17 protein-coding genes and 2 tRNA genes are annotated in these 13,181 nt (G+C 67.8%); 12 read left to right on the top strand and 7 right to left on the bottom strand.

The window, feature by feature from the left end:
* The first annotated feature begins 1 nt into the window (after position 1).
* The 3 genes from ASE50_RS15540 (at position 2) to ASE50_RS15530 (ending at position 1,952) form a co-directional block, all read left to right on the top strand.
* Positions 2-87: transfer RNA gene (locus tag ASE50_RS15540), tRNA-Leu, on the top strand.
* Positions 88-129: 42 nt separating this feature from the next.
* A complete protein-coding gene (locus tag ASE50_RS15535; RefSeq protein WP_056402922.1) occupies positions 130-1,521 on the top strand; it encodes an ABC transporter substrate-binding protein in 1,392 nt (463 codons plus the stop codon).
* A gap of 5 nt (positions 1,522-1,526) precedes the next feature.
* Positions 1,527-1,952 carry a DUF4112 domain-containing protein gene (locus tag ASE50_RS15530; RefSeq protein ID WP_056402590.1) on the top strand — a complete coding sequence of 142 codons (426 nt, stop codon included), beginning with the start codon at positions 1,527-1,529 and terminating at the stop codon, positions 1,950-1,952.
* On the opposite strand, the gene ASE50_RS15525 is transcribed toward ASE50_RS15530, so the two are convergent.
* The 3 genes from ASE50_RS15525 to nadC are packed head-to-tail and all read right to left on the bottom strand — an operon-like array spanning position 1,953 to position 3,977.
* Positions 1,953-2,672: a ribonuclease T2 family protein gene (locus ASE50_RS15525; protein WP_200909564.1), complete on the bottom strand. Its 720-nt coding sequence runs from the start codon at positions 2,670-2,672 to the stop codon at positions 1,953-1,955.
* A complete protein-coding gene (locus ASE50_RS15520; RefSeq protein WP_056402588.1) occupies positions 2,669-3,103 on the bottom strand; it encodes a hypothetical protein in 435 nt (144 codons plus the stop codon). Before ASE50_RS15520 ends, ASE50_RS15525 begins: the two co-directional genes overlap by 4 nt.
* Positions 3,104-3,134: 31 nt before the next feature.
* On the bottom strand, positions 3,135-3,977 hold the full coding sequence (gene nadC / locus ASE50_RS15515; RefSeq protein ID WP_056402585.1) for a carboxylating nicotinate-nucleotide diphosphorylase: 843 nt from the start codon (positions 3,975-3,977) through the stop codon (positions 3,135-3,137).
* A 209-nt stretch (positions 3,978-4,186) separates the two neighbouring features.
* On the opposite strand from nadC, the gene ASE50_RS15510 reads away from it, so the two are divergent.
* Together ASE50_RS15510 and ASE50_RS15505 are read left to right on the top strand one after the other, a co-directional pair.
* Complete coding sequence (locus tag ASE50_RS15510; protein ID WP_056402916.1) at positions 4,187-4,957, top strand: SDR family NAD(P)-dependent oxidoreductase; 771 nt, start codon at positions 4,187-4,189, stop codon at positions 4,955-4,957.
* Entirely contained in the window at positions 4,954-5,907 is a 954-nt protein-coding gene (locus tag ASE50_RS15505) for a glycosidase (protein WP_156347498.1), read from the top strand. The genes ASE50_RS15510 and ASE50_RS15505 overlap by 4 nt, the downstream gene beginning before the upstream one ends.
* A 196-nt stretch (positions 5,908-6,103) precedes the next feature.
* Here the strand turns inward: ASE50_RS15505 and ASE50_RS15500 are convergent, their stop codons facing one another.
* Positions 6,104-6,727 carry a (d)CMP kinase gene (locus tag ASE50_RS15500; protein WP_056402583.1) on the bottom strand — a complete coding sequence of 208 codons (624 nt, stop codon included), beginning with the start codon at positions 6,725-6,727 and terminating at the stop codon, positions 6,104-6,106.
* Positions 6,724-8,055: a 3-phosphoshikimate 1-carboxyvinyltransferase gene (gene aroA, locus ASE50_RS15495; protein ID WP_056402580.1), complete on the bottom strand. Its 1,332-nt coding sequence runs from the start codon at positions 8,053-8,055 to the stop codon at positions 6,724-6,726. Before aroA ends, ASE50_RS15500 begins: the two co-directional genes overlap by 4 nt.
* Before the next feature lie 97 nt (positions 8,056-8,152).
* Between aroA and ASE50_RS15490 the strand changes: the two genes are divergently transcribed.
* The 4 genes from ASE50_RS15490 to ASE50_RS19295 all read left to right on the top strand — a co-directional run bounded on the left by ASE50_RS15490 (position 8,153) and on the right by ASE50_RS19295 (position 9,838).
* A complete protein-coding gene (locus ASE50_RS15490) occupies positions 8,153-8,470 on the top strand; it encodes an FYDLN acid domain-containing protein (protein ID WP_056402578.1) in 318 nt (105 codons plus the stop codon).
* A gap of 119 nt (positions 8,471-8,589) precedes the next feature.
* A tRNA-Ala gene (locus ASE50_RS15485) sits at positions 8,590-8,665 on the top strand.
* A 186-nt stretch (positions 8,666-8,851) separates the two neighbouring features.
* Positions 8,852-9,595: a Crp/Fnr family transcriptional regulator gene (locus ASE50_RS15480; protein ID WP_082439061.1), complete on the top strand. Its 744-nt coding sequence runs from the start codon at positions 8,852-8,854 to the stop codon at positions 9,593-9,595.
* 84 nt (positions 9,596-9,679) lie between these two features.
* A complete protein-coding gene (locus tag ASE50_RS19295) occupies positions 9,680-9,838 on the top strand; it encodes a hypothetical protein (protein WP_200909563.1) in 159 nt (52 codons plus the stop codon).
* A gap of 90 nt (positions 9,839-9,928) precedes the next feature.
* Here the strand turns inward: ASE50_RS19295 and ASE50_RS15475 are convergent, their stop codons facing one another.
* Positions 9,929-11,233 carry an MFS transporter gene (locus ASE50_RS15475; RefSeq protein WP_056402575.1) on the bottom strand — a complete coding sequence of 435 codons (1,305 nt, stop codon included), beginning with the start codon at positions 11,231-11,233 and terminating at the stop codon, positions 9,929-9,931.
* A gap of 123 nt (positions 11,234-11,356) precedes the next feature.
* On the opposite strand from ASE50_RS15475, the gene pgsA reads away from it, so the two are divergent.
* The 3 genes from pgsA to ASE50_RS15460 are packed head-to-tail and all read left to right on the top strand — an operon-like array spanning position 11,357 to position 12,614.
* A complete protein-coding gene (gene pgsA, locus ASE50_RS15470; RefSeq protein ID WP_056402572.1) occupies positions 11,357-11,923 on the top strand; it encodes a CDP-diacylglycerol--glycerol-3-phosphate 3-phosphatidyltransferase in 567 nt (188 codons plus the stop codon).
* Positions 11,923-12,180, top strand: a complete 258-nt coding sequence (gene moaD / locus ASE50_RS15465) for a molybdopterin converting factor subunit 1 (RefSeq protein ID WP_056402569.1) — start codon at positions 11,923-11,925, stop codon at positions 12,178-12,180. Before pgsA ends, moaD begins: the two co-directional genes overlap by 1 nt.
* A complete protein-coding gene (locus ASE50_RS15460) occupies positions 12,177-12,614 on the top strand; it encodes a molybdenum cofactor biosynthesis protein MoaE (protein ID WP_056402566.1) in 438 nt (145 codons plus the stop codon). The genes moaD and ASE50_RS15460 overlap by 4 nt, the downstream gene beginning before the upstream one ends.
* A 337-nt stretch (positions 12,615-12,951) precedes the next feature.
* On the opposite strand, the gene ASE50_RS19060 is transcribed toward ASE50_RS15460, so the two are convergent.
* The coding region (locus ASE50_RS19060; RefSeq protein WP_056402562.1) for an IS1 transposase at positions 12,952-13,181 on the bottom strand (230 nt) is incomplete at its 5' end.

Raw genomic sequence — 13,181 nt, 5'->3', positions numbered from 1 at the left:
CGCGGACGTGGCGAAATCGGTAGACGCAGCGGACTTAAAATCCGCTTCCCATCGGGAGTGCGGGTTCAAGTCCCGCCGTCCGTACCACGGGCTGGCCGCCGCCACGCCTTTCATGGCATGGAGCGACGCATGACCCGTTTGCTGTTTCTTGGCCCCCTGTTGCTGACGCTGGCCGCATGCGACCGGGGGGCGGACGAGCGGCCGGTGGTGGTCGATGCGATCGAGCAGGACGGCAACGGCAATACCGAACGCGTCCTGCTGCGCAGTGCGCTGGCACAGGGGCTGGTACGGTTCGACGCGGCAGGACAGGTCGAACCGGCGATCGCCGAACGTTGGAACATGGTCGATGACGGGCGCAGCTATATCTTTCGGCTGGGCACGGCGACGTGGAGCGACGGGCGGCCGGTCACCGCCGATCAGGTCGTCACCGCGCTGCGTCGTGCGGCGCGGACCGGGGCCGGGCACCGGCTGACCCCGTTCCTGCGCTCGATCGACGAGATCGTGGCGATGACGCCGCAGGTTATCGAGATCCGGTTGAAACGGCCGAATACCGAGCTGCTGACCCTGCTGGCGCAACCCGAACTGGCGGTGATGCACGGTGCGCAGGGCAGTGGACCGATGCGGCGGCTGCGGGGGCAGGGCGTGCGGCTGCGCGCGCCGGTCGATTCGGACGCGCCGGCCCCGGTTCCCGCCGACGAGGTGCGGCTGAACGGTGCGCGTGCGGCACTGGCCGTGGCGCGGTTCGGGGCGAAGCGAAGCGATCTCGTGCTGGGGGGCGCGCTGGCCGACTGGCCGATCGTCGCCGCGGCCGGGCTGCGGACGACGGACATTCGCGTCGATCCGGCGCGCGGGCTGTTCGGTTTCGCCTTTGTCGGGCGCGACGGGTTTCTTGCCGCGCCGCTGAACCGGGCAGCGGTAGCCATGGCGATCCAGACCGCCAATCTGCCTGCCGCGATCGATGGCGGCTGGGCCGGCATCGACACCATCCTGCCCGAAGCGTTCGATTCGGCGAGCGATCCGGCGCTGCCGCCATGGCGCAAGCTGACCGAGGACCAGCGCTGGCAGACCGCGCGGGCGCAGGTCGCGGCGTGGGGCCGACCGGTGACGGTGCGGGTCGCGCTGCCCGACGGTCCCGGCGCGACGCTGTTGTGGGGTCGGATGGCTGCGGCACTGGCGCGGACCGGGATACACGGGCAGCGGGTCGGGATCGATGCGCCGGCCGACCTGCTGCTGATCGACCGGGTCGCCCCCTATGACAGCGCGCGCTGGTATCTGGCGACGGCGTGCCGGGGTTGCGCGATGGATGCGATGACGCTGATCGCGGCGGCACGCGATGCCACGTCGTTGCCCGAACGGGCGCAGCGGCTGGCGGCGGCGGATGCGGCGCTGGCCGCCGATGTCGCGTTCGTGGCCGTCGCGCGACCGTGGCGCTGGTCGCTGGTAGCGCCGCGCCTGCGCGGGTTCCAGACCAATCCGCGTGGCGTCCATCCGTTGAACCACCTGCGTGGCGATACCAAATAGGAGGCATGGCAAAGCCGACCCGCATCTCCCCCGAATTGTTCGAGCAGATCGCCGGACATCTCGACCGTGATCCCGCCGCCGTGCGCCGCCGCGTGGTGGCGATCGAGCGACTGATGGAACGGTCGATGACCATTCCCGGCATCAACCGTCCGATGGGCCTCGATTTCCTGCTGAACTTCATCCCCGTGGTCGGCAGCTTCATCGGCGCGGCGATGGGCAGTTACATGCTGTGGGAAGCGCGCAACCTCGGCATGTCGCGGTGGCAGATGGCGCGGATGGCGGGCAATGTCGGCACCGACTGGGCGCTGGGGCTGATCCCGGTCGTCGGGGCGGTCCCCGATTTCTTCTTCCGGTCGAACACCCGCAACCTGCGGATCATCCGCAAGCATCTCGACCGCCACCATCCCGCGACGGCGACGGTCGAGCTCTGATTACGCCGCCTGCCGCCCGCCGCGCCAGATCTTGATCCGGGTGCCGGGCGTCACGCCACCCTGATGTGCCGGGCAGGCGGTGTAACGACGACGCTTGTCGAGGCAGAGCCAGACCTCGTCCAGCCAGCCGCGATTGTTGGTGGTGATCCGCATTGATTGCGGGGTGACGCCCGGATTGACGCGGGCGATCGCGGCGGCAAGCTGTCCGGCGGTCAGACTGGGGCGACGTGACAGCGCCATCATGTCCGGGAAGCGCAGTTTCCCGAACAGGGTGCGGGATTCGTCGAAATAGCCCGCCGGCGACACGCCCATGCAGGTGCCATGCTTGGCATATTCGTGCTGGAGCAATTGCGCCGAGGGGGTGACACACAGGTTTTTGGCGATCACCGCCGGCGGCAGGATCGGCGTCGAGGTGCAATATTGCGGCCAGTCCTTGCCCTCGCCATCGGGCCACAGGCCGTGCAGCGTGAAGCCGAAGCGATTGCTGCCGTCGCACTGGAACGCGTTGCGCGGGTCGTCGGCGCGCGTCCGGCAAAATTCGGGGCTCCACGTGATCGCCAGCGTATAGCTGCCGATCGGGAGCACGCGGCGCGGCTGCGACGGGCTGGGCAGGTCGGGGCGCGGGCGTTGAATCTGCGCCGGGGCCGAACATTTCAGCGTCTGCGCCTGGACGGCGGCGGGAAGGAGCAGGGCGGCGAGCGTCAGGGCACGTCGCATCATGCTTCGTCCTCCACGGGTTCGAACGGCGCGAACCATGCGGCGGCGTCGGGGCGGAACAGGAAGAAGGTCGCTGCCGCCTGCAACGCGACCGCGACGAGGCGGATGATCCCGCCAGCGTCGAGGATGACCGCACCGCCGGCGAGCCCGAGGAGCAGGCTGCCGACCGAGAAGGCGGTGAAGACCGCCACGATCCAGCGTGCGACGTTGCTGGCGCGCTTTGCCGCGAAGAACCACAACACCAGCGCGATCAGCACGCCGGCCGCGATCATGCCGCCGGCGGCGACCGCGGCGCCCGAGCCAAGCGCGGCGGTTTGCGCGTTTTCGGTCAGGCGGGCCATGGTCACCGGCCATTCGATGACATTGCCGATCAGCCCGACGACGATCGAGGCGAGGTAGAGCCGGTCGAACCGGACGATCGAGCTTGGACGCATGGAGTTCCCTCTGTGGAGCGCTGTCCGGTGGTTATGCGGCGTCGAAGGTGAAATCCAGCCCGATATCGGCGGCGGGGGCCGACTGGGTCAGGCGGCCGACGCTGATATAGGTCACGCCGGTTTCGGCGATGGCGCGGATCGTGTCGAGATTGACCCCGCCCGATGCCTCTGCGGGGACGCGACCCGCGATCATCGCCACCGCTTCGCGCAGGGTCAGCGGGGTCATGTTGTCGAGCAGCAGGTGCGTCGCGCCCGCCGCCAGCGCGGGTTCGATCTGGTCGAGCGAATCGATCTCGACGATGATCCGCTCGATGCCCGCCGCCTTGGCGCGGGCGGTGGCTTCACCGACTGATCCGGCGACGGCGACGTGATTGTCCTTGATCATCGCCGCATCCCAGAGGCCCATGCGGTGATTGGTCGCGCCGCCCATGCGGGTTGCGTATTTTTCGAGCAGGCGCAGGCCGGGAATCGTCTTGCGCGTGTCGAGCAGGGTCGCGCCGGTGCCCGCGATTGCGGCGACATAGCGGGCGGTGAGGGTGGCGATGCCCGACAGGTGCTGGACGGTGTTCAGCGCCGAGCGTTCGGCGGTCAGCAGCGCGCGGGCATTGCCACGCAGACGGAGCAGGGCGGTGCCGGGCGCTACCCGATCCCCGTCGGAAACCAGCCGTTCCAGAACGACTTGGGGGTCGAGATGGCGAAAGAAGGCGGCGGCGAGGTCGAGGCCGGCGACGGTGATCGCGTCGCGGCTGTCCATCACGCCGGTGAAGACCGCGTCGGCCGGGATGACGGCGGCGGCGGTGATGTCGCCGAGGTCGCCCATATCCTCCGACAGGGTGGCGGCGACGAAGGCGGGGAGGTCGAAACCGGGGAGCATGGCGTTGTCCGAAAGGGGGAAGTTGTAGCGGCTATAGGGCGGGGGGCGAAGTTGGTGAAGGTGACACGTAGTCGACGTCGCGGCACCTCACCCCCGAATCGCGAATGGCGCCGCCGGCTCGCCAGCATGACGTCGTCCGAAGGTGTAGGAAAGTTCATGAAGCCAAGCCGCGTGCGGTTCGTTGCATCCCCCGAACGATAATGGAGGCGATGGTGACAGGCCGGACGGTGATAGTGACGGGGGCGGAGTCGGGGATCGGCGCGGCCTGTGCGGCGGCGTTCGGGCGCGAAGGCGACCGGGTGGCGATCCTCTACCATTCGAACACGGAGGGAGCGGAAAACAGCGCGCAGGCGGTCCGCGACGCCGGCGGCGAAGCGATCACCCTTCAGGCCGATGTGGACGGCGAGGCATCGGTCGACGCCGCGTTCGGCAAGGTCGAGGCGTTGTGGGGACCGGCCGCGATACTGGTCAATTCGGCGGGCCTGAACATGCGCGGGGTGAATGTCCGCGACATGGCGCTGGACCAGTGGCGGGGCATGATCGACACCGACCTGACCGGTGCGTTCCTGACGTCGCGCCGCTTCCTGACCGGGCGGGGCGACACCGGCGGCGACGCGGTGATCCTGCAAATCTCGTCGATCCATGCCTATGCCGTGCGCGCCGGCGGCGCGGATTATTGCGCGGCGAAGGGGGGGCTGACCAATCTGGTCGAGACGCTGGCGATCGAGGAAGCGCCGCGCGGCATCCGCGTCAACGCGATCGAGCCGGGCATGATCCTGACCCCGATGAACGCCCGCGCGCAGCAGGACGTCGCCTATCGCCAGTCGCTGGAGCGCAACATTCCGATGCAGCGCGCGGGGCAGCCCGAGGAGGTCGCCGATCTGGCGGTGTTCCTGGCGAGCGACCGGGCGCGCTATATCACCGGTGCGCGGATCGTGATCGATGGCGGATTGACGCTGATGCAGGCGGTCGGCGCATGAGCGGCGGTGGCAACATCGGCGATCCGCATCGCAAGGACGTGGTGTCCGATTGCGAGATCGAACTGGATTTCAACGTCCGCCGGATCGAGGAGGTGACGCTGGACGGCCCGCCCGCGCTGATGTCGCGCGACCTGATGAGTCCCTATGTCTGGCAGGAGGCCGACGGCCGGTTCGGAATGATGGTCCGCGCGGTGACGCGGCCGGGCGAGCCGATGACCGATACCGGCGTGATCTGGGCCGGATGGAGCGACGACGGGCGGCACTTCACGATGCTGGGCGAACCATCGATCGTGCCGGGGCCGGGCGAAGAGGATGCGGGCGGTGTCGAGGACCCGACGGTGGTGCGCCGCGACGACGGCTATGTCGTCTATTATTCGGGCGTGCTGGGCGATCATGCCCATGGCGAACTGTCCTATGCCACCGGGCCGTCGCTCGACCGGTTGACCAAGAGCGGAGTCGTGCTGGCATCGTCCAAGTCGGAGGGCAATACCAAGGAAGCGACGATCGATCGCACCCCCGACGGGCGCTGGCGGCTGTTCTACGAATATGCCGCCGATGAAGCGTCGCGGATCGGGATGGCGATCGGCGCGGACGTGGCGGGACCATGGAATGAACAGCCGACTCCGTTCATGCCGCGCACCGACAGCTGGGACGACTGGCATTTGTCGACGGGACCGCTGTTGACCGACGATCCGGCGATGCCGGTGATGTTCTATAACGGGGCGACCCGCGATGCGCGCTGGCGGATCGGCTGGGTTGCGTTCGACGCCGAGTTTCGCGGCGTCGTGGCGCGGGGGATCGAACCGCTGATTACCCCGCCGCCGGTGGACGACCGGAGCGCGACGGACATCGCGTTTGCCGCGTCGGTGGTCGTCGTGCGGGGGGCGATCTGGCTGTATTATTCGCTGGAGGATCGGAAACTGGCGCGGGCGTTGATCCGGCGGAGTTGAGGGGAGCGCGCGGGGTCCATGCTTCCATCCGCATCCCCCGCCGCCTGTTCCCTCATACCCCCAATCCGTTTGCTTCGAGCTTGTCGAGAACCGAAGTCGAGAAGGGGTTGCCCCAAGCGGGCAGGTTCTCGACGGACGCTTCTCGACAGGCTCGAAGCTGCTCGAACCAAACGGGGTGGGGAGGGTATCGAACCTCCTACCCCTTGCGCTGACCCTCGACGATCGCGATCGCGCGTTGCACCGCTGCCTCGATCGACAGGAAGCTGGTGTCGAGCGGGGCGGCATCGGCAGCCATTACCAGCGGTGCGGTGGAGCGTGACGAATCGCGTTCGTCACGGGCGCGGATGTCGGCGAGGACGCGGTCGTAGGTGACGGTCGAGCCGGCCCTGGCGAGTTCGGCGTGACGGCGGCGGGCGCGGATCGCGGGGGTGGCTTTCACGAACAGTTTCGCATCGGCATCGGGGGCGATGACCGTGCCGATATCGCGGCCGTCGAGCACCGCGCCGCCGGGTTGTTGCGCGAATTTGCGCTGGCGGCGGAGCAGCGAGGAGCGGACCAGCGGGTGGGCGGAAACGATCGAGGCGGTCTGGCCAGCCTCGTCGGTGCGTAGCCAGGGATCGGCGAGCAGCGTGTCGGGAAAGTCGCAGGCGGCGACGCAATCGGCTTCGCGGGTCGGGTCCTGCCCCTCGCGCAGCACCAGCGTCGCGACCGCGCGGTACAGCAGCCCGGTGTCGAGATGCGGCAGGCCGAAATGCTTCGCCAGCGCGCGGGCGATGGTGCCCTTGCCCGATGCCGCCGGGCCGTCGACCGCGACGATCATAGCGACGCGCCGAGGCCACGCAGCAGCGTGGTGAAGGTCGGGAAGCTGGTCGCGACCGGGGCCATGTCGTCGATCGTCACCGGGGCCGTGCTGACCAGGCCGGCGACGACGAAGCTCATCGCGATACGGTGATCGAGCTTCGCGGCGATGGTGCCGCCGCCGGGCAGCGGATCGCCGCCGGTGCCGTCGATGATCAGGCCGTCCTCGGTCTCCTCGACCCGCGCGCCGATCGCGCGCAGCCCTTCGGCCATCGTCGTGATTCGGTCGCTTTCCTTGACGCGCAGTTCCTCCAGCCCGCGGGTGACGGTGCGGCCCTTGGCGAGCGCGGCGGCGACGAACAGGATGGGGAATTCGTCGATCATCGACGGGGCGACCGCCGGATCGACGTCGATGCCAGTGAGCGTCGAGGCGCGGACGACCAGATCGGCCACCGGCTCGCCGCCGACATCGCGGCGGTTTTCGAAGGTGACGTCGCCGCCCATCGCGCGCAGCACGTCGAACAGCGCGGCGCGGGTCGGGTTGAGGCCGACATTGGTGATCGTGACATGGCTGCCCGGGACCAGCAGCGCGGCGACGACCGGGAAGGCGGCGGAGGACGGATCGCCGGGAACGGTGATCGTCTGCGGCCGCAACTCCGCCTCGCCATGCAGTTCGATGACGCGACCCGCCGACGTCTCCTCGACCGTCAGCTTCGCGCCGAATCCGGTCAGCATCCGCTCGCTATGGTCGCGGGTCGGGACGGGTTCGACGATGCGGGTGATGCCCGGCGTGTTGAGGCCGGCGAGCAGGATCGCCGACTTCACCTGTGCCGAGGCGACCGGCAGCGTATAGTCGATCGGCACGGCGGGCACGATCCCGCGCAGCATGAGCGGCAGGCGACCGCCGGGACTGGATGTGATCTCCGCGCCCATCTGGCTGAGCGGTTCGATGACGCGGCCCATCGGTCGCTTGCTGAGCGAGGCGTCGCCGGTGAAGGTCGCGGTGATCGCGTGGGACGACACCAGCCCCATCAGCAGCCGGGTCGACGTGCCCGAATTGCCCATGTCGAGCGCGGTGGCGGGTTGCAGCAGCCCGCCGACGCCGACGCCGTCGATGGTCCAGATGCCGTCGTCGCCACGCACGATCACAGCACCCATCGCCCGCATCGCGGCGGCGGTGGACAGGACGTCCTCCCCCTCCAGCAGGCCGGTCACCCGGCTCGTGCCGACCGCGAGCGCGGACAGCATCAGCGACCGGTGGCTGATCGACTTGTCGCCGGGAACCGGGGCGGTGCCGGTCAGCGGACCGCTGGCGGCGACGGACAGGGGCGTGGGGGCGGCGTGGTGCATGACCGGCGGCTTTGACAGCGCGTGCCCGCTATGGCAAGGCGCGCCCCATCCGGGGGTCTGCCCCGTTTTTCCACGACACCGAAAGGTTTGGCTACACATGGTGAAGCCGGAATGGGGTACGAAGCGTACCTGTCCGAAATGCGCGACGCGCTTCTACGATCTCGGCAATGACGAGCCGGTCACGTGCATCAATTGCGGCGTGCACTGGAATCCCGAACCGATCCTGAAATCGAAGCAGCCGCTGCCGTTCGAACAGGTGAAGGTCGAGAAGGAAGGCACGAAGGACGCCGATCTGGGCGACGATCTGGACATCGAGGGCGACGACGAGCCGTCGGCCGACGACGATGTCGATCTGGGTGGTGACGACGACCTGGGCGTCGACACGACCGACGAGGACAGCGACGCCGAGCGTTGATGTTTTTGGGGCGGTGGGCGCAAAAGGTGCTTGCCAAACCGGTGCCCTCCGCATAGAGGGCGCTCCTCCCCGCAAGGGGAAGCGGGGCTGCCACCAGCAGCGGCCCCAAAAAAATGGACGGGGCCGTAGCTCAGCTGGGAGAGCGCTGCAATGGCATTGCAGAGGTCAGGGGTTCGATCCCCCTCGGCTCCACCATTTCCAAACGACCCCGCGGCGACGCGGGGTTTTTGTTGTCCCGACGCCGGATACCGGCCGGCGGCGGACCCGCGATCATCGGTACGGCCACATTCGCTGCAATTGCGTTGCAAACTTGCCGGGAACGCCGATCGATTAAACCAGTATAGCGAAGCGCGGCGCAACAGCCGCTAGCTGAACTCCCCTATGAGAGGGGACCAAGCGCTGCCGTACCGTTTGCGATTATTCGCCTATTCCGGTCTGACCGACGCCGACCGCGCCCGGATCGAAGCCCTGCTGGACCAGAGGCAGCGCAGCATCGCGCCGCGCCGCGACGTGGTGTCGGAGGGGGAGGCCCCGCGCTTCGTGCATTTCGTGCTGGAGGGCTGGGGCTGTCGCTATCGCCAGATGTCCGACGGGCGGCGGCAGATGCTGTCGCTGCTGCTGCCGGGCGACCTGTTCGATCCGCATGTGCAGGTGGTGAGCCAGATGGACCATGCGGTCGGGGCGATCACCGCGATGACCGTCGCCGAAGTGGTGCCCGACACGTTTAGCGCGCTGGTCGAGGGGCATCCGGGAATCGCGCGGGCGCTGTGGTGGAACGACCATGTCGCGCTCGGCATGCATCGCGAATGGATCGCCAGCCTCGGGCTGCGGTCGGCGCGCGAGCGGATCGCGCTGCTGTTCTGCGAGGTCTATTTCCGGTTGCGGCTGGTCGGACGGTGTTCGGGACTGACCTGCGAATTTCCGCTGACCCAGGCCGATCTGGCCGAGGCGACCGGGCTGACGCCGGTCCACGTCAACCGGATGGTGCAGGAGTTGCGACGCGAGCGGCTGATCGAATGGGCGGGACGGACGCTGACCATCCTCGACCTCGACCGGCTGTGCGAGGTGGCGTCGTTCACGCCGGGCTATCTGCACCTCGACCGGACGGTCGCGGCGGCGGGGTAGGGCGTGTCCCGGCCGTCCCGGTTCAAGACGGGCGGCACGGGCCTTGGCGTTGGGCGAATTGGTGAATGGTTCGTTAAGGCTGTCATGATGATACCGCAGCCGATTCCCCCGCGCCGCCACCCCTTCCGCGCCCGCCTGCCCAAGGTGGCGAGCGTGCCGCTGTCGAACGACGACAGCGACCTGAAGCTGTTCGCGGTCAGCTTCACCGCCTTCTTCATCTGCTTCTATACGTTTTTGCTGTAGGCGCGGTACCGGCCCGCTCCCCCACCCGGCCACCCATTCAGGATATGCGGTGGGTGGCCGGGTGGGGGAGCGGGCCGGTACCGCCGACCCTCAAGCCGGGCAGCCGTCCTCGCAGGCCTTGTGCAGGCGTGAGGCGAGCCAAGCCGAGATCAGGCACATGCCCGCGACGATCAGGAGCATGTCGGTCGGACCCAGCCCGGCCTTGGTCAGCAGGATCACGCTGATCGCGCCGACGGTCATCGACGCGCAGTTGACGACATTGTTCGCCGCCACCGTCCGCGCGGTCTGGTCCTTGGTCACGGTGGTGGTCAGGAACGCGTAGAGCGGCACCACGAACATCCCGCCGAAGATCGCGATCAGCGCCAGCGTGGCGAGCAGCAGCAGCGACTGCGGATGGGTCACGAAATCTACCACGCCGTAGAGGGTGTCGCCCGGTGCCGGCACCCAGTTGCGGGCCTCGAACGCGAAGGCCAGCACGAACACCGCCATCGCGATCACCGATGCCGGCGAATAGCGCGCGGAGATGCGGCCCTTCAACAGCGCGTTGATGATGACCGATCCGATCGCGACCCCGATCGAGAAGATGGCGATGGTCAGCGACGCGACCTGCTGGTCGGCGGTCAGGACGTTCTTCACCAGCACCGGAAAGATCACGATCAGCACCGATCCGATCGTCCAGAAGAAGCTGATCGACAGGATGGCGAGGAACAGGCGACGGATATGCATCGTCGCGGCGATCAGATGCCACGACGAGGTCAGCGGATTGAAATTGATCGTGAGTTCGGGGCCGCTGCGCGGGGCCGGCGGCACGAAGCGCGCGGTGAACCAGCCGATCAGCGACACGGCCACCACCAGCCCGGCGGCCCATTCGACACTGATCCAGCCGGCGACGATCGTACCGGTCAGCACCGACAGATAGGTCGCCGCCTCGATCAGGCCGGTGCCGCCCAGCACCTGATCGTCATCGAGATGCTGAGGCAGGATCGCGTATTTGATCGGCCCGAAGAACGTCGAATGGACGCCGAGCATCACCACCGCGCTGAGCATCATCACCACGCCGGTCGTCACATAGCCCGTCCGCGCGATCAGCATTCCCGCCGCGCCATAGAGCATGATGCCGATTTCCGCCGTCTTGACGATGCGGATGATCCGCGCCTTGTCATGCGTATCGGCGAGCTGGCCCGACAGGGCGGAGAGCAGGACGAACGGCAGGATGGCGAGGCCGGTGGCCAGCGCGTTGAAATTCTGTTCGCTCGCCGGATCGCGGAACAGTTGGTAGGTCGCGAACAGCACCATCGCGTGTTTGAACAGGTTGTCGTTGAACGCCCCCAGAAACTGGGTGACGAACAGCGGCAGGAAACGGCGCTGCTTCAGCAACCCCAGCGCATTCATCATTCGAAAAACGACCTAGTCAGTGTCCCCGCAGGGTGTGGCGGCGGTGTAGCCGAGCCGAGCCGCCCGCTTCAATCGCCGATTGCCGCTTTCGCGTGAGGGTGCCGGGATGCTAGACGACCCGTCGTGTTGACGCTTCCCAATATCCTGACGCTGTCGCGTATCCTGGCGGTGCCGCTGCTGGTCGCGTTCCTGTGGTGGCCGATGTGGGAGGCGGGCTATGCGATCGCCTTCGCGCTGTATTCGCTGATGGGCATCACCGATTATTTCGACGGTTACCTTGCGCGGGCGCAGGGGACGGTGTCGAAGCTGGGCGTGTTCCTCGACCCCATCGCCGACAAGATCATGGTGGCGGCGGTCATCCTGATGCTGGTCGGCACGCGGCATGACGTGGCGATCATCACCGGCATCCACCTGATCGCGGCGCTCGTCATCCTGCTGCGCGAGATCGCGGTGTCGGGACTGCGCGAGTTCCTAGCCGGCATTCAGGTATCGTTGCCGGTGTCGAAGCTTGCCAAGTGGAAGACGACGTTGCAACTGGTCGCGTTCGGCGCGCTGATCCTCGCCGGGGCGGTGCCGGCCTATGCATTCGTCCATGTCACCGGGCTGGTATGTCTGTGGGGCGCGGCGGTGCTGACCGCGATCACCGGCTGGGACTATCTGCGCGTCGGCCTGAAGCACATGGACAGCTGATGCCGATCGACATCCTCTATTTCGCATGGGTGCGCGAGGCGATCGGGCAGGGCGGCGAACGGGTCGACCCGCCCGCCGACGTGACCACCGTCGCCGGTCTGATCGACTGGCTGGCAGCGCGCGGCGGCGGCTATGCGGTCGCGTTCGAGGATCGCGACCGGCTGCGCGCCGCGGTCGATCAGGCGTTCGTGCCGCTCGACACCCCAATCGCGGGCGCGCGCGAAGTGGCGATCTTTCCCCCGGTAACCGGCGGATGATCCGCGTCGTCGTACAGGACGCGCCGATCGATCTGGCGGCGGAGTTCGCCGCAGCCGAGGCCGAGGATGCCGGGGCGGTGGCGACCTTTACCGGGCTGGTGCGCGGCGACGACGGTGTGACCGAACTGGCGCTCGAACATTATCCGGGAGCCACCGAGCGCGCGCTGGAGACGCTGTGCGAAGAGGCGGTGACGCGCTGGAATCTGGCGAAGGCGGTGGTGGTCCACCGCGTCGGGCCGATGGTGCCCGGCGACCGGGTGGTATTCGTCGCCACGACCGCGCGGCATCGCGGCGCGGCACTGGAGGCGTGTGCGTTCCTGATCGACCGGTTGAAGACCGGTGCCCCGTTCTGGAAGCGGGAGCGCCGTGGTGGTGACGCGCGCTGGGTCGAGGCGCGGGCGAGTGACGATGCCGCGGCGGCGCGGTGGGGGTGACGCCTTTCGGTTGTGCGGGTGCGTCGATACGGGAATTCGACTTCATGCAGCCGCTACTCCGCAGGAACGGGCAGCAGTCCTGTCCTCACGCTCCACCCGTACCCCGGCGGAGGCCGGGGTCCAGTTGGGAAGGCTGTTCCCTAACTTGCCTACGTCCCCCAACTAGGCCCCGGCCTTCGCCGGGGTACGGGGCCAGGCCTTAGCAAAGGTCATGCGCCAATCTGGAGTACGCACCTACCGCGACCGAGGATAAGAAGAGGGACCCCAGACCACGTCGAGACCTCTGCGAAAGTACTGATCCCTGCCCCTTGTCGTACCCCCGCGCAGGCGGGAGTGTTCACGTCGGACTCTGTAGACGTTTTCTGGCGAGGAAGATGTCGAGGGTGATCTCGAACATCTGTTGGGTCTTGGAAGCGCGTTTGGTTCGGCGGTTGAAGCGGGCCAGCATGTCGCGGAACGAGGCGTTGGACGATTCGATCAGATGCGTCTGCGCCTTGGTCTGCTGGTGGGGTTCGGGCGCGCCGATCCGCGCAAAGGCGAGGTGGTAGCAGGAGTTGGCGTCGGTGA

The sequence above is a fragment of the Sphingomonas sp. Leaf5 genome (genome assembly GCF_001421155.1).
In the GTDB taxonomy this organism is placed as follows: domain Bacteria; phylum Pseudomonadota; class Alphaproteobacteria; order Sphingomonadales; family Sphingomonadaceae; genus Sphingomonas.
Note: the sequence above shows the minus strand (reverse complement) of the source record. Positions and strands in the feature narration are given on the sequence as shown.